At 61.6% G+C, this 20006-nt stretch carries 19 protein-coding genes; 8 read left to right on the top strand and 11 right to left on the bottom strand.

Going from position 1 to position 20006, the window contains the following annotated elements; genetic code table 11:
* Positions 1 to 109: 109 nt before the first annotated feature.
* From ACESTR_RS00495 to ACESTR_RS00520, 6 genes are all read right to left on the bottom strand, one after another.
* The gene (locus ACESTR_RS00495) at positions 110 to 721 is read right to left on the bottom strand and encodes a flavodoxin family protein (protein WP_195291310.1); all 612 of its coding nucleotides are present in this window, start codon (positions 719 to 721) and stop codon (positions 110 to 112) included.
* A gap of 149 nt (positions 722 to 870) precedes the next feature.
* Complete coding sequence (locus ACESTR_RS00500) at positions 871 to 1110, bottom strand: hypothetical protein (RefSeq protein WP_009597244.1); 240 nt, start codon at positions 1108 to 1110, stop codon at positions 871 to 873.
* 105 nt (positions 1111 to 1215) lie between these two features.
* Positions 1216 to 1686: a hypothetical protein gene (locus tag ACESTR_RS00505; RefSeq protein ID WP_022044145.1), complete on the bottom strand. Its 471-nt coding sequence runs from the start codon at positions 1684 to 1686 to the stop codon at positions 1216 to 1218.
* A complete protein-coding gene (locus tag ACESTR_RS00510) occupies positions 1686 to 2390 on the bottom strand; it encodes a hypothetical protein (RefSeq protein ID WP_130063026.1) in 705 nt (234 codons plus the stop codon). The genes ACESTR_RS00505 and ACESTR_RS00510 overlap by 1 nt, the downstream gene beginning before the upstream one ends.
* Positions 2391 to 2392: 2 nt before the next feature.
* Complete coding sequence (gene ubiE / locus ACESTR_RS00515; protein WP_009597205.1) at positions 2393 to 3109, bottom strand: bifunctional demethylmenaquinone methyltransferase/2-methoxy-6-polyprenyl-1,4-benzoquinol methylase UbiE; 717 nt, start codon at positions 3107 to 3109, stop codon at positions 2393 to 2395.
* Positions 3106 to 4350: an ABC transporter permease gene (locus tag ACESTR_RS00520; RefSeq protein ID WP_014775509.1), complete on the bottom strand. Its 1245-nt coding sequence runs from the start codon at positions 4348 to 4350 to the stop codon at positions 3106 to 3108. Before ACESTR_RS00520 ends, ubiE begins: the two co-directional genes overlap by 4 nt.
* Before the next feature lie 76 nt (positions 4351 to 4426).
* On the opposite strand from ACESTR_RS00520, the gene ACESTR_RS00525 reads away from it, so the two are divergent.
* The 7 genes from ACESTR_RS00525 (at position 4427) to tpiA (ending at position 12593) form a co-directional block, all read left to right on the top strand.
* Positions 4427 to 5176, top strand: a complete 750-nt coding sequence (locus ACESTR_RS00525) for an SDR family NAD(P)-dependent oxidoreductase (protein ID WP_009597204.1) — start codon at positions 4427 to 4429, stop codon at positions 5174 to 5176.
* Positions 5177 to 5179: 3 nt separating this feature from the next.
* Positions 5180 to 5947: a zinc metallopeptidase gene (locus ACESTR_RS00530; RefSeq protein WP_009597197.1), complete on the top strand. Its 768-nt coding sequence runs from the start codon at positions 5180 to 5182 to the stop codon at positions 5945 to 5947.
* A gap of 7 nt (positions 5948 to 5954) precedes the next feature.
* The gene (locus tag ACESTR_RS00535) at positions 5955 to 7562 is read left to right on the top strand and encodes a hypothetical protein (protein WP_373178674.1); all 1608 of its coding nucleotides are present in this window, start codon (positions 5955 to 5957) and stop codon (positions 7560 to 7562) included.
* Complete coding sequence (locus tag ACESTR_RS00540; RefSeq protein WP_014775507.1) at positions 7559 to 9064, top strand: MBOAT family O-acyltransferase; 1506 nt, start codon at positions 7559 to 7561, stop codon at positions 9062 to 9064. The genes ACESTR_RS00535 and ACESTR_RS00540 overlap by 4 nt, the downstream gene beginning before the upstream one ends.
* A gap of 145 nt (positions 9065 to 9209) precedes the next feature.
* A complete protein-coding gene (locus tag ACESTR_RS00545) occupies positions 9210 to 9857 on the top strand; it encodes a phosphatase PAP2 family protein (RefSeq protein ID WP_302576529.1) in 648 nt (215 codons plus the stop codon).
* 212 nt (positions 9858 to 10069) lie between these two features.
* The gene (gene lysS, locus ACESTR_RS00550; RefSeq protein WP_014775505.1) at positions 10070 to 11791 is read left to right on the top strand and encodes a lysine--tRNA ligase; all 1722 of its coding nucleotides are present in this window, start codon (positions 10070 to 10072) and stop codon (positions 11789 to 11791) included.
* Between the two features lie 43 nt (positions 11792 to 11834).
* Complete coding sequence (tpiA, locus tag ACESTR_RS00555) at positions 11835 to 12593, top strand: triose-phosphate isomerase (protein WP_014775504.1); 759 nt, start codon at positions 11835 to 11837, stop codon at positions 12591 to 12593.
* A gap of 90 nt (positions 12594 to 12683) precedes the next feature.
* On the opposite strand, the gene ACESTR_RS00560 is transcribed toward tpiA, so the two are convergent.
* The 5 genes from ACESTR_RS00560 to ACESTR_RS00580 form a co-directional block, all read right to left on the bottom strand.
* Positions 12684 to 13994, bottom strand: coding sequence for a histidine phosphatase family protein (locus ACESTR_RS00560; protein ID WP_014775503.1), 1311 nt, complete (start codon positions 13992 to 13994; stop codon positions 12684 to 12686).
* Positions 13995 to 14009: 15 nt separating this feature from the next.
* The gene (locus tag ACESTR_RS00565; protein WP_227042328.1) at positions 14010 to 14915 is read right to left on the bottom strand and encodes an endonuclease/exonuclease/phosphatase family protein; all 906 of its coding nucleotides are present in this window, start codon (positions 14913 to 14915) and stop codon (positions 14010 to 14012) included.
* Positions 14916 to 15005: 90 nt separating this feature from the next.
* Entirely contained in the window at positions 15006 to 16379 is a 1374-nt protein-coding gene (locus tag ACESTR_RS00570; RefSeq protein WP_014775501.1) for an FAD-dependent oxidoreductase, read from the bottom strand.
* An 18-nt stretch (positions 16380 to 16397) separates the two neighbouring features.
* Positions 16398 to 17705: an MFS transporter gene (locus ACESTR_RS00575; RefSeq protein WP_278974436.1), complete on the bottom strand. Its 1308-nt coding sequence runs from the start codon at positions 17703 to 17705 to the stop codon at positions 16398 to 16400.
* A 16-nt stretch (positions 17706 to 17721) separates the two neighbouring features.
* Positions 17722 to 19389, bottom strand: coding sequence for a ribulokinase (locus ACESTR_RS00580; protein WP_195559182.1), 1668 nt, complete (start codon positions 19387 to 19389; stop codon positions 17722 to 17724).
* Positions 19390 to 19477: 88 nt separating this feature from the next.
* Here ACESTR_RS00580 and ACESTR_RS00585 point away from each other — a divergent pair, with 88 nt between their 5' ends.
* Positions 19478 to 19816, top strand: a complete 339-nt coding sequence (locus tag ACESTR_RS00585; RefSeq protein ID WP_281809562.1) for a hypothetical protein — start codon at positions 19478 to 19480, stop codon at positions 19814 to 19816.
* The last annotated feature ends 190 nt before the right edge of the window (positions 19817 to 20006 follow it).

Consider the following 20006-nt stretch of genomic DNA (forward strand, 5'->3'; position numbering starts at 1 on the left):
GAGCGGAAGCACCCCGGACGAAGTCCGTGCGACAAAAAAAGGAGCCAAGCTCCCTTCGTACATATCCGCGCCGCACTCAATCCGGCGCACCGCGTCCGGCCGCGCTCCGCTACCGGATAAAATGCGTCCACTGCCGCTCCTCGGCTTCGGGCGCCAGCGCCGGACCGACGCCCGCCTTCAGCAGGCGGGCCATGTTGCGGGCCAGCACGCGCATCGTCTGCAGCCCTTCGGCGTCCTCGCGGGCTTCGCCCGGCAGACGTCCGTGAACGCTGTTCCAATACTGCGACGGAACGACCGGCATGTTCATAATCGTAAAGTATTTGTTCAGCCGGTCGAACGTCGCGCTCGCCCCGCCCCGGCGGCATACGGCGACTGCTGCGCCGGGCTTGTAGGCGAGATATTTCCCGCAGGAATAGAACACACGGTCGAGCAGGGCGCAGAGCGACCCGTTGGGACCGGCATAGTAGACCGGCGAGCCGACGACGATTCCGTCGGCATCGGCGAGTTTCTCCCGCACCGTCGTATAGAGCGCGTCCGAAAAGACGCAATGCCCCAGCTCGGCGCATTTTCCGCAGGCGATACATCCCTGCACGGCCTTGGTCCCGATATGGACGATCTCGGCCTGCACGCCCTCCGACTCCAAGGTCCGTGCGACCTCGGAAAGGGCTATAAAAGTGTTTCCCTCGCGATGGGGGCTTCCGTTTATCAGCAGTACTTTCATCGTAAAAGAGTTTTCGCAAAGATATATTTTTTTAGCGATACGCCGCACATTCCGCGCCGGAGAACTCCGCACCGCCCCCGCGACCGGAAATACGGACACAAAAAAAGGGGATTCTTTCGAATCTCCTTCACTCTCATGCCTGACAAGAACTATTTGTTGCAGCACTCGCCCTCGGCTTTCTCGGCGCAGTCTTTGGTCGAATCGCACTTCTCGGCGCAGCAAGCCTCCGTCGAGTCGCACTTCTCGGTGCACTCCGTGCAGGCAGCGGCTTCGGTCGTAGCGGCAGCGGCGGCAGCTTCGCCTTCGGCAGCCTTTTTGTTCGAATTACCGCAGCAGCTTACCATTGCGACGGCAGCCATAACGACGACAAAAGAGAAAATCTTTTTCATAACGTCAAATGTTTAATTATTAGTTTTTCTGTAACGCCGCAAAGTTAGATATTAGCAGGATAAATGCAAATAAAAAACTAAAAAATTTTCGAAAAGGGAAGTTTTTCAGTTCAAAAGGTCGGCAATGGAGAGGGTTTCGTTCTTGACGAAAGCCTTGGGGAAAGCAGACGACACCCTGCCCTTGAGAATGATGGCCTCTTCCGTGGTGAGGCAGTCCCCGACCGCGACCTTGAAGTAGGGATTCTCATAGACCATGTAAACCTTGATTCCCGGATAGTTCTCTTCGAAAAGCTGCTTGGCGGCGATGGCCCCGGCACGGGCGTCCTGACCGTTGTCGAAGAAGATGCAGACCCGGTAACCGGGGAAACGCAGGCGGGCGCCCGCCCGCGAAGCTTCATTCACGGCCCGCGCCGCATCCCCGCACTCCGTGACGGCGACCTTTGCCGTGCCGAATGCGGCGTCCGACGCCACGGGAGCGGCCAGCCGTTCCTTGAACGCATCCAACGACTGCGCGCGCAGGGGCGTGTAAGCCGCGGCGGCAAAAAGAATCAGCAGGATGGTCAGCGATCTGCGCATTACTCTTCCAGATAGTTTTTCACGTCGTTCAACGACAGCCCAAAGATATTCAAAAATTCCGACAACGGCATCATCTCCCGCGAAATTTTTACGCGCGCGGGACCGCCGCGCCCCTCGACGGCGAACGAGACGCCGATCTTCGAAATATCGTCCTCCCGGATCTTCTTGGTCATCACATGGAGCGCCATCGGGTCGGAAGTCCGGATCCGCCACAGCGTCGTGACGCTCGCCGTCGCACGACGGGGCGCCTCGGCCGGCTCGCGCAGAGCGACCTTCGTCACGACTCCTCCCGCATAGTAAACGGTGAGCGACGCCTTCTCCAGTTTCAACTTGTGCCCCGTGCCGTTCTTTACGCGCAATACGATCTCGGCCCCCGACAACCCCTGCCGCCGGGCCTTCTCGACCGCTTCGAGCCGGATGTTTCGCTGCGCCTTCTCGGCCATCCGGCGGCAGGAGCCCAACGGCAATACGACCCCCAGCAGCAGTATGCAGAACAGCATGCGCCCCAAAGTCCGGCCGCAGCCCGAAACGCCACCCGCAGCCCCGGACCGGCGACAAAGCGGACTCCCCGACGCGCCCCCGCCCGCCGCAGCGGAACAGGAACGGGCCTGACCCGCCGAAGCGTCCTCTTCCGAAGAGCGAATCCGGCGGCAGAAGCGGTTATCCGAGGGCGCACTGCCCGGTCGTATGCGTTTTGCGTTCATCGTCACTTTTGTCCGGTGTAAATCTGCGCGATCCCGAAACTCTGGCTCCGGGCGCGGCACTCCCTGAACCCCGCGCGCTCCATCATCGCCATGAACTCCTTCGGCGCCGGAAACTCCCCGACCGACGCCGGGAGGTATTCGTAAGCCCGCTTGTCCTTCGACACCATGCCGCCGATGCGGGGCAGTATCTTATAGGTATAGAATTCGTACAACGCCCTGAACAGCCGGTTGCGGGGCCGCGAGAACTCCAGTACAACGACCTTGCCGCCCGGCTTTATCGTGCGGGCCATTTCGCGCAGCCCCGCATCCAGATCCCCGAAGTTGCGCACGCCGAAAGCCACCGTCGCCACATCCACCGATGCGTCGGCCACATGCAGGTGTTCGGCGTCCCCCGCGTCGAGCACGACGCGCCCGTCGAGCCCCCGCGCCGTCACCTTGCGGCGCGCCACGTCGAGCATCCCCTCCGAAAGATCCACGCCCAGCACCTGCACGCCGCGGATGCGGCGCGCCATCTCGATCGCCAGATCGCCCGTGCCGGTCGCTACGTCAAGTATCCGGTGCGGACGGCAGCGGCGCACGATGCGCACCACACGGCGGCGCCAGATGCGGTCGATGCTCATCGAGAGCGTATGGTTCAGCAGGTCGTACTTCGGCGCGATGTTGTCGAACATCTCGCGGACCTCCTCTTTCTTGGTCTGTTCGGTATTGTACGGTTTCATTCGTATCGGATCGATTCGTCGGGTTTTACGGTAGATACTATGCAGGCCGGCACCACGAGCAGCGCGACGATCGCCGCCACGACGCCGGCGTTGAGCGCCAGCCACCAGCCCCACCCCAGCGCGACGGGCACTTCGGAGAGCAGGTAGCCCTCGGAGCTGAGTTTCACGACATGGAAATATTTCTGCACGAGACACACGGCCAGCCCCGCGGCGTTGCCCCATGCCAGTCCGCGCAGCGTGACGAACGCCGCCCGCCAAAGAAACACCTCCCGCAGCGTAGCGTTGCGCATGCCGAACGCCTTCAGCAGGCCGATCATCCGCGTACGTTCCAGCACGAGGATCAGCAGCGCCGAAGTCATGTTGAAAAACGCCACCACGAGCATGATGCCGATAATCACCGCGGCATTCACGTCATGGGCCTTCAGCCAGTCGAAAATATTGGGATAAAGCTCCGTCACGCTACTCACGGCGAGGTTCGCCGTATCGTCGGCATCGTCGTAGAGCAGGGTCCGTCCGAGCCTGCGGGCGAAATCGTCGGCTCCGGCCAAGTCCGAGGTGAAAATCTCGTAGCCCGATATCTCGCCGTCCGACCAGTCCGCCAGCCGCTGCACGTTGCGCAGGTCGGTCATGATCACCGCGTCGTCCATTTCGTCCATTCCCGACGAGTAGATTCCCGCCACCTTGAAACGGTCGCGCCGGGGCCTGTCTCCGGTCTCGACGAAGAGCATTTCGACCTTGTCGCCCACGCCGAGCATCAGTTTCTCGGCCATGCCGCGCGACAGCAGTATATCTTTCGTACGCACCGAATCGCCCACACGGGGCAGCTCGCCCTCCACCAGCCACTGGCCGAACGACGACCAGTCGTAATCCCCGTCCACGCCCTTGAGCATCACCCCCTGCACGGCATCCGCCGTACGGACGATACCGCCCTTGACGGCATAGGGGGCCAGCGACACGAATCCTTCGGTGGTGCGGATCAGCTCCTCGGCGCGGGCACTGCGGCGCACGGGGTCCGAATCGAGCGTCCCCACGCCCCGCACGCCGTTCACCACGGCATGTCCCGAAAAGGCGGCCACCTTGCGGGACACCTCCTGCTTGAAGCCCATGATCACGGCCATCGCCAGCAGCATCACCGCGACGCTCAACGCCACGGAAATCACGGCGATACGCTCCATCACACCGGGTTTGTTCTCCGGGGTGCGCTGCGCCGTCCGGCGGGCGATGAAAAAGGCGAGATTCACGGCTGCTTAATTTGCTGGAAAATTTATGCAAAGTAACACAATAATTTCGTATTTTTGCCCATCATAAACCCACTTTATGAAAAAACAGGCACTGATCACGGGAGCCACATCGGGCATCGGACGCGCCACGGCGCTCCGGCTCGCGGCCGAAGGATACGACATAACGGCGACGGGACGCCGCGCCGAACGGCTCGAAACGCTCCGCCGCGAAATCGAAGCGGCGGGCGGTCGTTGCACCGCGCTCGTCTTCGACGTGCGCAGCGAAGCGGAGGTCCGCAAATTCCTGAGCCCCCTCGAACGGGTGGACCTGCTCATCAACAACGCCGGACTGGCGGCCGGGCTGGAACACATCGACCAAGGCGACACGGCCGACTGGGACGCCATGATCGACACCAACGTCAAGGGACTGCTCTACGTCACGCGGGTCGTCACGCCCAAAATGGTCGCCGCGGGCGGCGGCCACGTGTTCAACATCGGCTCGATCGCCGGCACCGAAGCCTACGAAAACGGCGCGGTCTACTGCGCCTCAAAACACGCCGTGCACGCCATTTCGCAGTCCATGCGCGCCGACCTGCTGTCAAGCGGAATCAAGGTGACGGAGATCCGCCCCGGCATGGTCGAGACCGAATTTTCCGAGGTGCGCTTCCACGGCGACAAGGAGCGCGCCGACCGGGTTTACGACGGCGTCACCCCGCTTACGGGCGACGACATCGCCGAAGCGATCGCATGGGCCGCACAATTACCGGCCCATATGAACGTTAATGAAATGGTACTGATGCCCTCCCAGCAGGCGGGCGCTTACTACACATACAGAAAAAACCGTTAGACTATGACACACATGCTTTTGACCCTGCTTCAGTCGGGATATTACGCGGATTCGGGTTCTCAGGGAATCCACTACTCCGCAGCCATGATCGGAATGTACATACTGATCATCGTGATCGGCATCGCCGGTTACGCCGTGCAGGCGCGCCTGCAGTCGGTGTTCCGCAAATACTCCAAAGTCCAGTTCCCCGGCGGGCTGACGGGCGCCGAGGTGGCCGAAAAGATGCTGCGCGACAACCACATCCACAACGTCAAGGTGACGCATGTCAGCGGACACCTGACCGACCACTTCAACCCGCAGACGATGACCGTCAACCTGAGCGACAGCGTCTACTCTTCGACCAGCGTCGCCGCGGCCGCCGTCGCCGCCCACGAGTGCGGGCACGCCGTGCAGCACGCACAAGGCTACGCGCCGCTGACGCTCCGCTCGCAGCTGGTGCCCGTCGTGCAGTTCTCCTCGACGGCCGCCACATGGGTCATCATCCTCGGACTGGTGCTCATGACCACCACACAGAACGCCCTGCTGTGCTGGATCGGCGTAGGCATGATCGCCATGTCGGCGATCTTCTCGCTGGTCACGCTTCCCGTGGAGTACAACGCCTCGGCCCGCGCGCTGGAGTGGCTGCAGGTCAGCCGCACGATGCAGGGAGCGCAGCTCGCTCAGGCGAAAGAGGCGCTGGGCTGGGCCGCACGCACCTATCTCGTAGCCGCACTGAGCGCCGTCGCGTCGGTTCTCTACTGGGTCTTCGTAATCCTCGGACGGCGCGACTGATTCCCGGATGAACACCCCCGAAAAAGACTGCATCCACCGGGGATGGATCGCGGCGCTGGCGCTGATCGCAGTGCTGACGGCCGTCAGTTTCATCCCCCCTCAGAGTCTGGGCGGCGTAAAACTCCGCCGGGCCAATATTCTCTCGGACCTCGTGGCGTTCGATGACGCGGTCGCCGCGGCCGAGGAGCCTGCGCTCTTCGACGAGGAGGATTTCCACGTCGATATGGAGCAGGTCGCCGAACGGATCGAAGCGGAGCGGATCGAAGCCGATTCCGCACCGCGCCCCGTACAGATCACCTTCGAATGGACGCTCGCCCCGGACAGCGTCCGGCGCATGCCGGTCGTTCCCGACAGCGCCCGGCTGAACCCGACGCTGGTGGAGATCGAGGATTTCGGCACGCCCGATTCGAGCCGTCTGCGGGCTTTCTACGACACGCTGCTCTGCGCCCGGCGTCCGGTGCGCATCGCCGTGCTGGGCGACTCGTTCATCGAAGGCGACATCCTCACGGCCGACCTGCGTGAAAGGCTCCAGCAGGCTTACGGCGGCGGAGGCGCGGGCTTCGCGCCGATGGCCTCGCCCCTGACGGCGTTCCGCCGCACGATCAAAACCCAGTCGAAAGGCTGGACCTCCTACAACATCATGCAGCGCAAGGCCGCGCCGCAGAACCTGCGCGAGAACTTCTACGTTTCGGGCTGGGTCTGCCAGCCTGCGGCCGGAGCTTCGACCCGCTGGGAAAACAGCGACTACCGCAAGCGGCTCGACAGCTGCACCGCGGCGCGGGTCTTCTTCATCAGCCCCGGCGAAAGCCGCGTGGAGCTGACGCTCAACGACTCGCTGCGCCGTGAATTCACGGTCGAAGGCGCCCCGAACATACGCCAGATCGCCGTCACGGCTCCCCACGTCCGCTCGCTCTCGTTCAAGGTGCTCTCCGGCAACGAGGGATTCATCGGCTACGGCGCAGTGTTCGAAGCCGACGGCGTGGTGGTGGACAACTACTCGGTGCGCAGCAACAACGGGCAGGCGATGTTCTGGACCAACCCGTCGGTCAATGCGCAGATGAACGACCTGCTGGGGTACGACCTCGTGATCCTGCAATACGGACTCAACATCATGCAGACGGGCGTGAGCAACTACACCAACTACGCCGGCCAGATCGAGAAGATGGTGGCTTACGTCCGCCAGTGCTTCCCGACCGCCGCCGTGCTGGTGCTGGGCGTCAGCGACCGTTCGGTGAAGACCGACGCCGGTTTCGAACCGATGGACGCCATTCCCCACATGCTCGGCTACCAGCGGGGCGCCGCCGAAAACACCGGAGCGGCCTTCTGGCCCACCTGCGACGCCATGCGTTCGCTGGGCGGCATGGAGCAGTTCGTCGCCAACGGCTGGGCCGGCAAGGACTTCACGCACATCAACTACGCCGGCGGCCGGCGCGTGGCGTGGTCGCTCTTCGACGCCCTCAACGCCGGGGCGTTCCGGGCCTATACGGAAGCGGAAGCCGCACGCATCCGCCGGCAGGCCGAGCAGGCCGTGCTCGACAGCCTGCGGCGCCGGCGGATCGAACGCGACCTGATCCCCGGCATTCCGCCGGAAACCCTCAACGCACCGCTGAAATGACACTCCCCGCATTGGACGGCATCCCGGAAAAGCTGCAGGCGCTGCTCACCTACGACGCCTCGTCGCCGCTGATCTTCAGCAGCGGGCTGTTCCTGTTTCTGTTCGCCGGATTCATGCTCGTCTACAGCATGTTCCGCCGCGCCCCGATGGCCCGGATCGTCTACGTCATCCTCTTTTCGCTCTACTTCTACTACAAGTCGAGCGGCATCTACTTCCTGCTGCTGATCTTCGCCGCGACGAGCGACTACTGGATCGCCAAGGGCATCCATGCCGCCCGCTCGACGCGGGCAAAGCGGTGGCTCGTGGTGCTGAGCGTGGCGGTCAACCTCGGCATGCTGGCCTACTTCAAGTACACCAACTTCCTGATCGACATCGCCAACCAGATGTTCGGGCAGGGATTCATGCAGTTCCAGAACATCTTCCTGCCCGTCGGCATCTCGTTCTTCGTCTTCCAGTCGATGAGCTATACCATAGACATTTACCGCGGTCAGCTCAAGCCGCTCGACAACTGGTGCGACTACCTGTTCTACCTCTCGTTCTTCCCGCAGCTGGTGGCCGGGCCGATCGTCCGCGCAAGGGACTTCATCCCGCAAATCCGGCAGAACCCCATCGTCGTGACGCGCGAAATGTTCGGCACGGGCGTCTTCCTGATCCTGACGGGTCTGTTCAAGAAGGCGATCATTTCGGACTACATCTCGCTCAACTTCGTCGACCGCATCTTCGACGAGCCGCTGCTCTATTCGGGCTTCGAATGTCTGGCGGGCATCTACGGCTACGCCCTGCAAATCTACTGCGACTTCTCAGGCTATTCGGACATGGCCATCGGCATCGCCCTGCTGCTGGGATTCCGGTTCCCCAAGAACTTCGACGCCCCCTACAAGTCGGCCACCATCACCGAATTCTGGCGGCGGTGGCATATCTCGCTCTCCACATGGCTGCGCGACTACCTCTACATTTCGCTGGGCGGCAACCGCAAAGGCAAACTGCGCACCTACGGCAACCTGCTCATCACGATGCTGCTGGGCGGACTGTGGCACGGCGCCGCCGTCCGCTTCATCCTCTGGGGCGCGCTGCACGGCGCGGCGCTGGCGCTGCACAAGCTCTGGATGGCGGTCGTGCCGGGCGCCAAGGCCACGGGCGACCGGATGCACTGGTGGAGCCGCGCGGCCGGCATCTTCTTCACGTTCAACCTCGTCTGTCTGGGGTGGCTGATGTTCCGCGCCGAGTCGATGCAGACCGTCGAGCTGATGCTTCACCAGATTTTCTACAACTTCAACGCCGCGATGATCCCGCAGGTCGTCTCCGGCTATGCGGGCGCCTTCGCCCTGATCGCCGCAGGCTTCCTGCTCCACCTGATGCCCGGACGCGCGGACCGCTTCGCGCAGCGGCTGGTGTCGCACGCGCCGCTGGTCCTGCAGATCGTCATGGCGGCGGCGATGATCTGGTGCGTGATGCAGGTCAAGTCGAGCGACATACAACCGTTCATCTACTTTCAGTTTTAAACTGCGTATGACGGCCGCCTTGCATCCCGGCATGTTCCTCCCACGGCCGCCGGCCGTGTCTGCAAGTCCGGCCCCGCTCCCCGGAGAGGCTTCCGGCAATGCGCCCAAAACGGCTTGCGACCATTTACGACAAATCCATTGACCCATGTATACCTTCGACCACGACCTTTTCTCGGCCCTCAATTTCGACGGCGGCACCGCTATGGACCGCGTGATGCTCACCGTTTCGGGCACCGCCATGTGGCTCCCGCTCTACGCCCTGATCCTCTGGCTGGTATGGCGGCGCAGCGGCTGGCGCGGCATGCTGATCTTCACGGCGCTGATGCTGGCGGCGATCGGACTCGCGGACATGGTGTCGGGCATCTTCAAGAGCAACGGAGTGCTGGGCGGTCTGCTCCCTGATTTCGAACCGCGCCCGCGCCCGATGTTCACCCCCTCGCTCGAAGGGCTGGACATCACGCCCGATTCGCTGCGCGTCATGCGCCGCGAAGCAGTCCTCCGCCACTGGGTGGTCCACGTCCCGCCCGAAGCCGTCAGCGGCATGTACGGCACCGTCTCGGCGCACGCCGCGACCATCGTCGCGCTGGCCGTACTCGCCTGCGGGGCGATCCGCCGCCGCTGGTTCACGGGGCTGATGGTCGTCTGCTCGGTGGTGATCTGCTACTCGCGCATCTACCTCGGCAAACACTTCCCGATGGACCTCGTATGGGGCACGCTGGTCGGCGCCGCGCTCGGATACGCCGCACTGCGGGCCTACCGCCGCCTGATCCGCCGGGATTCCGCCGCCGGCTGACGCATCCCGGACGACAACCCTCCGGAAGACAGGTCCCGGACGACGCTTCCCAATGCCCCCGGACAACTCGCCCGGACGACACATCCCCGGACAATACGGAGAGCCGCAAAAAAATACGGCTCCTTTTTATTCCATACCGCGCCCGGTTCGTATTTCGGCAGAATTTATTAACTTTGCACGGTTAACAGTCAAAACATTCAAAAACATACGATATGAGCATCGAACTCAGTGAACAGGAACAGCTCCGGAGACAGTCGCTCGCAGCCCTGCGCGAGCTGGGCATCGACCCCTACCCCGCCGCCCGTTACGAAGTGACGGCCACGGCGCGGGAGATCGCCGAAAACTTCGACGAGACCAAGGGCAACTACGGGGACGTCCGCATCGCAGGCCGCATCATGACGCGCCGCATCATGGGCAGCGCTTCGTTCTTCGAATTGCAGGACCATACGGGCCGCATTCAGGTCTACATCCGCCGCGACGACATCTGCCCCGAAGGCGATCCCACGCTGTATAACACGGTGTTCAAGAAACTGCTCGACATCGGCGACTTCATCGGCGTCGAAGGCTTCGCGTTCCATACCAATACGGGCGAGCTGTCGGTGCACTGCCGCAAGTTCACGGTGCTCTCGAAGTCGATCCGCCCGCTGCCCGTGGTCAAGGAGAAGGACGGCCAGACGTTCGACGCCTTCACCGATCCCGAAGTCCGCTACCGCCAGCGTTACGTCGATCTGGCGGTCAATCCGCAGGTACGCGAGGTCTTTGTCAAGCGCGCCAAAATCATCTCGACCATGCGCGAGTTCTTCAACTCGAAAGGCTACGTCGAGGTCGAAACCCCGATTCTCCAGCCTATTCCGGGCGGCGCCGCGGCGCGTCCGTTCATCACGCACCACAATGCGCTCGACATCGACCAGTACCTGCGCATCGCCAGCGAGCTGTACCTCAAGAAACTGATCGTCGGCGGATTCGACGGCGTCTACGAGTTCGGCAAGAACTTCCGCAACGAAGGCATGGACCGCACGCACAACCCCGAATTCACCGTCATGGAGATTTACGTGGCCTACAAGGACTACCTCTGGATGATGGAATTCACCGAGCAGATGCTCGAAAAAGTCGCCGTGGCCGTAAACGGCACGACGGAGCTGACGCTCGACGGCAAGCAGATTTCGTTCAAAGCGCCGTTCCGCCGCTTGTCGATGACCGACGCCATCCGCGAAAAGACCGGCTACGACATCACCGGCCAGAGCGAGGAGCAGCTGCGCGAAGCCTGCAAGCGTCTGAACGTCGAGACCGACGCGACGATGGGCAAGGGCAAGCTGATCGACGCCATCTTCGGCCAGTACTGCGAGGAGGAGCTTGTCCAGCCGACCTTCGTCACGGACTACCCGATCGAAATGTCGCCCCTGTGCAAGCGTCACCGCTCGAACCCCGAACTGACGGAGCGTTTCGAGCTGTTCGTTAACGGCAAGGAGCTTTGCAACGCCTACTCCGAGCTGAACGACCCGATCGACCAGCTGGAGCGCTTCCAAGAGCAACTCCAGCTGAGCGAAAAGGGCGACGACGAAGCGATGTTCATCGACATGGACTTCGTGCGCGCACTGGAATACGGCATGCCGTCGTGTTCGGGCATGGGCATCGGCATCGACCGTCTGACGATGTTCATGACCGATCAGGCTTCGATTCAGGACGTGCTGTTCTTCCCGCAGATGCGCCCCGAAAAGAAAGCCGTGAGCGATCCGGTGGAGAAATACACCGAGATCGGCGTTCCCGAAGAGTGGGTGCCCGTGATCCAGAAAATGGGCTACATCACGGTCGAAGCGCTGAAAAAGCTCGCTCCGGGCAAGTTTTTCAACGACTTGTGCGGCTTCAACAAGAAAAACAAACTCGGCCTGAAGGCTCCCTCGATCGAAGAGGTCAAAAAATGGTGCGAGGAATAATTCCGCTTGGAAAATTTATTTTACTTATAAAAACAAACCGAATATGAGAAAGAAAATTGTTGCCGGCAACTGGAAGATGAACACGCTTCCCGCCGAAGGTGTAGAACTGGCCAAGAACATCGTCGCAGGCCGCGGCGAAGTATGCTCGTGCGTTAATTTCATCGTATGCCCTCCGTTTACGCACCTCTCGACGGTTGCCGAAGCGCTCAAGGGTTCGGACGTCGCACTCGGCGCGCAGAACTGCGCAGCCGAAGCCAAAGGCGCCTACACGGGCGAGATCGCCGCTTCGATGATCGCGGCGCTGGGCTGCAAGTACGTGATCCTCGGCCACTCGGAGCGCCGCCAGTACTACGGCGAGACTTCCGAGACGCTCAACAAGAAGATGGCGCAGGCTTACGCAAACGGCCTGACGCCGATCTACTGCGTGGGCGAGAACCTCGAAGAGCGTGAAGCCGGCAAGCACTTCGACGTGGTGAAGGCGCAGATCGAAGAGGTCGTCTACAACCTCACCGCCGAGCAGTACAAGGAGCTCGTGATCGCATACGAACCCGTTTGGGCCATCGGCACGGGCAAGACCGCAACGGCCGAGCAGGCGCAGGAGATCCACGCCTACATCCGCAAGGTGCTGGCCGAGAAGTTCGGCGCAGCAGCCGAAGAGACGGCGATCCTGTACGGCGGTTCGTGCAAGCCCTCGAACGCGGCGGAAATCTTCGCAAAGGAGGACGTGGACGGCGGTCTGATCGGCGGCGCAGCCCTCAAGGCGGAGGACTTCCTCGGCATCGGCAAAGGCTTTGCGAAATAAGCGGCCCCGACCGCAAACAAAAAGCTCTTCCAGTAATGGAAGAGCTTTTTTCATATCGTCCCGGAGCGTCCCGCCCCGAAACGGCGCAGGCTATTTCGCGGCCGGATCGGGCAGGTTCTCCATCACGTTCCGGTAGAAGTCGCGCACGTCGTTCCAGCGGTAGTAAGGCGCCAGATCGCTTGCGACGGGAATCCGCACCTCGCGTTCGTTGTAGAGGAATTTCACCAGCACGTCGTCCGCAGCTTTCTTACGGTAGAAAACCAGCTGGATATTGGCCGCCATCGGCGTAATCCTGTACAAGGGCCACGCTTGGGCGATCTTTTCGGGATCGCTCTCCACGACGTCGCACCCCTCGAACTGCAGCAGCGACACGAACGTCATCAGGTTGCCGTCGTGGCCGAACCGCAGGTCGGCCGAAACCGCGCCGCCCTCCACGGCCCGGTCGGCGCGCGTGAGGAAATCCTCCAGCAGCGCCTTGGCATAATACTGCGGAAAACGCCTGTTGAGCGGCGAAGGGCCGCGGATCACGTAATACTTATAGTTGTCGTACACGTTCAGCCCGTAAAGCTCGTCGGTGGTAAAGAGGTCGTAAAACGAAATCCCCAGACCGACGTTCTGCATGTCGGCGGCGAAATAGAAAAGGCCCTTCATCAGCTTCTGCGCGTCGATCGTCCGCACGAACTCCCCGTCGGCGAACAGCTCCGACATCAGCCGGCCGGGACGCACGAACCGATCCCCGATCCGCTCGTACTCCTCCTGCCAACCGCCCTTGTCGATGAAGTCGAGGTACTCCCGGCTGAGCGTCGGATTGGTCGGCTTGCTGTAGAAATTGAGGTAGCGCGTCGTCCTGCGGCCCGCCGTGCGCGACACCTCCAGACGGGGATTAAGCTCCTTGAGCCGCTCGCAGAAAGCCGCCATGCTCAGCACGCACCGCACCACGAGGGTCGCCTGCGCATCGACGACCGCGCCGGAGCGGAATACTTCGGGGAAATTGCGGTACATGCGCGCGGCGATCTCCCGGTGCTGCTCGGCGCCGAGGGGCGAAAGATCGCCGCCCCGGTCGATGCCGTCGTCGTAGACGCGCTTCACCCGGCCGTAGACCTCGCGTCCCCGCTCGGTAAACGCATTCGCGGCGTCGGCGGCCCGGAAAACGGCCATCACCTCGTCGTATTCGCTGTCGTGCAGCAGCCAGCGCGAACCGTGCCGGCCGTAGTGACTGATATAAAACGGCTTATAACCCTTCGGCGCAGGCGTCAGCACGGGATTGTCGTAGGTGTAGACATAATATACGCCGCCGGACTTGCCGGGATTTGCAGCTATTTCGTCCCGGAGGTTCTGTCCCGAAGCGGCCAGCGCCGCGAGGGAGCAGAGAACGGCCGCGAATAGTTTTGTAAATCTCATCTGTTTTTCGTTCGGTTACTGAATGATAAAATCGGACATCAGAAAGTAGTGGTCGCTGGGGTACAGACCATCGACCTTGTCGCGGAGAATCTCCGCCGCAACGGGTTGCAGGTTGCCGCGCACGAAGATAAAGTCGATGCGGCGCGCGTTCTTTTTTCGGTAATCCGGGCCTTTGAACCCATGATAGGTGAAGCCCGCTTCGCCGGGACCGTGTACGGCCTCGTACGCCTCCTGCCACCCGGCGTCGCGCAGGCACGCGACGGGTGCATTTTCGATTCCCGAATTGAAATCGCCGCAGATGATCTGCGGGAAGCCGTCGGCATACTGCGCGCACTCCCCGACGATCATCTTCATCTGCTCGCGCCGCGCATCGTCCGACTTGTGGTCGAGGTGGATGTCCAGCACGCGGAACTCCGCACCGCTCTTCCGGTCGCGCAGGCGCACCCAGTTGCAGTGACGGGCGCGCATCGTGTTCCACGAACAGCTGCCCGCGGCAAGCGGAGTTTCCGACAGCCAGTAGCAGCCCGACGAGACGAACTCGTAGCGCTTTTTGCTGAAGAAAATCACGTTCTTGCCGATAAAGTGATAACCCTCGGTATAGGGGTCCATCTCCGGACCTGCGAATCCGTAAGCGACATAATCCGAGAATTTCTCCTTGAAATAGTTATACGAATCGTAAATCACCTCCTGCATGCAGATCACATCGGGTCTGTACATGCGGATCGCCTTCAGGCAGGCGTCGCGGCGGTCCTCCCAGCGGCGTCCTGCGGTATCATCTTCGGGCAGTCCCGTGATGCGGACGTTGCAGGTCATGACGCGTGTGGTCCGCTGCCCGGACGCCGGACGCGCCGCAATTGCGGAGACCGCCGTAACGCAGGCCGCAAGACAGCCTGCCAGACACAGCATAAAGCTCTTCTTCATCGGTTCAAGTCTTAAAAGCAAGCGCTGCAGCGGGCGGAATCCGGCCCGCCGCAGGCTTACCCGGTTTAAACATTATCTAACCAAACCGTATCAACGAAGGTATGCACCGGTCTGGCGCAGTTCTTCCCGCACCTTCTCCACATCGACCGCCGAGGGGCGTACGCCCTCTTCGAGCGCGATGCGCGCCGCACGTCCGGCGGCTTCGCCCAGCGCCATGCAGGTGGACATCACGCGCGTCGAAGCCATCGCTTCGTGGTTCATCGACGAGCAGCGGCCCGCAACCAGCAGGTTCTCGACCGCGGCCGGCACGAGCGAACGGTAGGGAATGTCGTAGCAGTCCTCGCACCAGTGGAGCGTGCAGTCGCCGCCCGTGGCGTGGTGGATATCCACCGGATAGCTGGCCACGGCGACCGCGTCGTCGAAGCGGCGGCAGGCGAGGATATCTTCGGCCGTCAGGATGTATTTTCCGACGATCACGCGGCTTTCGCGGATGCCCATGAAGGGAGCCACCTTCTCGCGCCATGCGTTCTCGAAGCCGGGAACGAAGTTCTTCAGGTAGCGTTCCAGTTCATAAATCTGCTTGCGGCCCTCCACCTCGCCGTGCGTATAGCTTTCCGGCTTGGTCGAATCGACGCCGCTCACGCGCGACATGTTCACCCAGATTTCGTCGTCCTTGATGCCGGTAATGAGGATCGTACGCGCCACGGGAATCTTATACCCCGCCTCTTCGGCCTTGCGGATCTGGTTGCGCAGGCCGACGGTGATGAATTTTCCGGTCCGGAACTGCTCGGCGGGCATGGTGTCCATGTCGAAGACATCGGGCTGGCTGACCAGCGCATCGCGCAGCTTCTGCACATCGACGCCCTTCATGCAGAACATCAGCGTCGGAGGCTGCATGCCGCCGTCGGCATCGCCCTTGCGGCACTCGACGCCCGCACGGCAGGCCACGTCGCCGTCGCCCGTACAGTCGATGACCGTCTTGGCGAGGATCGCCTCGCGTCCCGCCTTGCTCTCGATGACGACGCCTTCGACGGCATCGCCGTTTTTAACGACGTCCGCGCAGAATACGTACAACAGCACTTCGACGCCGACCTCCTGCAGCATCTCCAGCGCCACGGTCTTCGCCTCTTCGGGGTCGATGATCGTCAGGCTCACATGGAGCTTGCAGGGACGGTGTTCGCCGGCGGCGCCCCGCGCACGCAGGCGGTCGATGAAGAGCTGGGGCAGTCCTTTGATAATCTGGTTGCCCTTGCGTCCGAGGTAGCCCAGAATCGGCAGACCGATGGTCAGGTTGCCGCCCAGATAGCCGCGGCTTTCGATCAGCATGACGCGCAGGCCCTTGCCTGCCGCCGCACGTGCGGCCATGATGCCCGCAGGGCCGCCGCCCACGACGAGCACGTCCACCTCGGCGCGAACCGGAATCTCCCGCTGGGGTTCCGTAATCGTTGTTTTCTGATTTGCCATATTTGCAATGTTTTAGGTTTATTTTACGGTTTTCGGAGTTTCGTGGCGTACCATGCGCCACAGGATAACGGCCGTTACGAGGTGCATCACGCCCATGACGGCGAACAGCACGTTGCCCATCGTCACCAGCAGCGAACCGATGAAAATGTTGAACACCGCGCCGCCCACGGCTCCCGCGCCGGCCGTGATGCCGACCACGCTGGCGACGTTCTTCACGGGGAATGCCTCGGCGATGACCACGCAGATCGTGTAGAGCCAGCTCAGGCACATGATCGCGATCAGGCTGAAGATCGCCACCACAAGTCCGATGCGCGCATCGAACGACACGGCCTGCCACTCGCTCACATAGGGCGTGAGGATGCACAGCGGCGCCACGAAGGCCATGAGGATCATCATCGTCTTGCGGGCCTTCAGCACCGGCATGCCGCGGCGCACGAGCCAGTCGGACCAGACCGAGGTGAGGATGCCGCCGACGGCGCCGAACAGGAACGGCAGTCCGCCGATATACTGAATCATGTCGAGCGTAGCCTGCTGCGAGAGCCCCTGCGCTTCGCCCATGCTGCGCAGGTATCCCGGCAGCCAGAAGCAGCAGAAATACCAGACGGGGTCGCTGATCAGACGGATCAGCAGCACGCCCCAGAGCGAGCGCGTCGTCCACAGCTCGCCCCACGTGAAGGCCCGCTGCTGTTCGCCGTTGTTCCGCGCGACTTCGTCCTTGTCGGGGGCCATCGTGACGGCCAGCACCTCCTGCGGCGGATTCTTATAGATCAACGCCCATGCCACGGCGATCACCAGACCTACCAGACCGGCCACGATGAAGACGTCGTGCCACGGCAGGAACCGGGCCATCCACGCGATGACCAGCGGCGCGATGACCGTTCCCAGCGAACCGCCCGCCGTACAGAGACTGTTGGCCGTGGCGCGGTGGCGTTTCTCGAACCAGAGCGTGACGGCCACGATCTGTCCGGCGAAGATCGTCGGCTCGGCCAGTCCGAGGATGCCGCGGCAGATGGTGAATTCGACGACGTTGGTCGAAAGGCCGCCGCCGATGCAGGCCAACGACCATGCGACGATACCACCCAGCATCACCTTCTTCGACCCGAAGCGGTCCACCAGAATGCCCGATATGGGATACATGATGGCGTAACAGATCAGGAATACGTTGACGATCCACGCGTACTGGAGGTCTTCGATGCCGAAATGGGTCAGGATTTCGGGTTTGAGGATCGACAGCAGCTGGCGGTCGAGGTAGTTGCAGATGATTGCGACGAAAATCGTCGCCACAATATACCAACGACGCTTGTTCGGGTTTTGAAGTAAATTCATTCGGGTTTCTTTTGTCTTATCGGTTTATAAAAAGGTTCTCGGTGAAAGCGCCCAAGGCGCGGTAACGCTCATAGCGGAGCGCCAATATGCCGGACTTCGCGGCGTCGGGCGTGTAAACACGGGCGACGGACGGACAGAGCGCCCGCTGCGCCGCACCGACCGACGGGTAGAGTCCCGCGGCGGCAGCCGCATGGACCACGGCGCCGAGCGCGCAGGAGTGCGCGCTGCCGGAGACTTCGATCGCCATGCCCGTCACATCGGCGAGCAGCTGCATGACAAAGGGGGATTTCTGCGAAATGCCGCCGATGCCCACCAGCCGTCCGATCTCCACACCGTTCTCCGCCAGATGGTCGAGTATGGCCTTCGTCGCGAAAACCGTCGCCTCGGCAAAGGCGTAATAAAGCTCCGGTGCGGTCGCCGAGAGGTTCAGCCCCACGACCGAACCGGTCAGCCGGTTGCAGGGATAGGGCGAACGGCGGCCGTTCAGATAATCGGTCGCCAGCGGCGCATCGGCCCGCAGGGGCAGCTGCGCGGCGGCTTCGGCCAGTTTGGCCAGCAACCGCTCTTCGGTCTGCGCGGCCAGCGCGCGGAGCGTCTCGTTCTCAGGGTCGGCCGGCAGCAGCACTTCGCGCAACGGCCAGCAGAGCAGGCGCTTGAACCACGCGTACACGTCGCCGAAGGCCGACATGCCCGCTTCGAATCCGACCATGCCGGGAAGTATCGAGCCGTCCACCTGACCGAAAATGCCTTCGACCATCCGGTCGCCCATCTTTTCGGGCGGCATGACGGCCATGTAGCAGGCCGACGTGCCCAGATTCAGCACCACGGTCCCGTGACAGATGCCCGCGCCGACGGCGCCCGAATGGCAATCGACATTCCCCACTCCGATGACCACCTGCTCCGACAGCCCCAGTTTCGCCGCCCATTCGGGGCTGAGCGTACCTGCAGGAGTGTCACAGCCGTACGTCCTGACGGGCAGACGCCGCAGGATGGGCAGCAGGACGGGGTCGAGTCCGGCGAAGAACTCTTCGGGCGGATAGCCGCCCCACTCTTCGGCCCACATCACCTTCGACCCGGCGACGCAAAGCCCCGACCGCAAATCCTCCATAGCGCGGCAGCCGGTCAGCACGGCCGGAATCCAGTCGCACAGCTCGACGACGGCCCACGCATCGCGGCGCAGCCGTTCGGAACCCCGCAGCAGGTGCAGGACCTTCGACCAGAAACACTCCGACGAATAGTGGTTGCCCGAACGGCGGGCGTAATTGATTTCACCGCGGGCGCAGAGGGCGGTGATCTCCTCCGACTCCCGCTGCGCCGTGTGGTCCTTCCACAAAACGAACATCGCATCGGGATTCTCCTCATAACCCACCGTCAGCGATAGCGGCGTGCAGGTGCGATCGACCAGACACGGCGTGCTGGCGGTCGTATCCACGGCGATGGCGCGTATCGCCTCCGGCGCAGGACACTGCGCAATGACCTGCCGCAGCACCTGCTCCAGCCCCTCCAGATAATCCAGCGGGTGCTGGCGGAACTGCGACTTCGCAGTATCGCAGTACAATCCCCGGCCCCAGCGGGAGTAATTACAAACGGCGACGGCGATCTCTTCGCCGGACTCTGCATCGGCCAGCAGCGCCCGCACCGAGTCGGTGCCGTAGTCTATTCCAATAACGTACAGGTGTTCCATTATAGCTTATTTTCAGTGCAAATCGTCGCTAAACGAAAGGTAAAAGAGAGCAAAATCCCTTACTTGACTTTGCGAATATATTAAAATATTGCTACAAAAAGAAAATTTTCAACAAGAAATTTTGCAAATACAAAAAAATAAATATAAATTCACCCCTGAAAAAGATAAGAAAAACAAACAAAAGCAAATAATGACTAACTTTACAGCGCAGACCTTCTCGCCGGCTCACCGGAAAAACGGGCGTTCCGTTTTCCGGGCGGCATATCCGGCGGACCGGGTATTTCGCTGTAATCCGGGCAGTTTCTCCGACTCCGGCACGGCAGAATCCTCCGTTATCCCTTTCCCGACGTACTCTTCATATACCTATATTTTATATAAAGAACGGAAATCGGTCCGAATAAGTATCGGCCCCGGAATTTCCGCATGATCCGGCGCCGGATTTTCTTTCGGACTTTTCTTTTTTCGAAAGAGCATCTTACAACAACGAAAAGAAACTTCATCCATAATTCAGACAACAAAGAGAAAACACCCGCATACACAACCAAGACAAACGACCTCACATTATGAAACCTGAATTTCCGGCCTTTTCGGGCCAATAAACCCGGATTCCTTCCGAC

This window comes from Alistipes sp. DJF_B185 (genome assembly GCF_964250025.1).
GTDB classification, from domain to species: domain Bacteria; phylum Bacteroidota; class Bacteroidia; order Bacteroidales; family Rikenellaceae; genus Alistipes; species Alistipes finegoldii.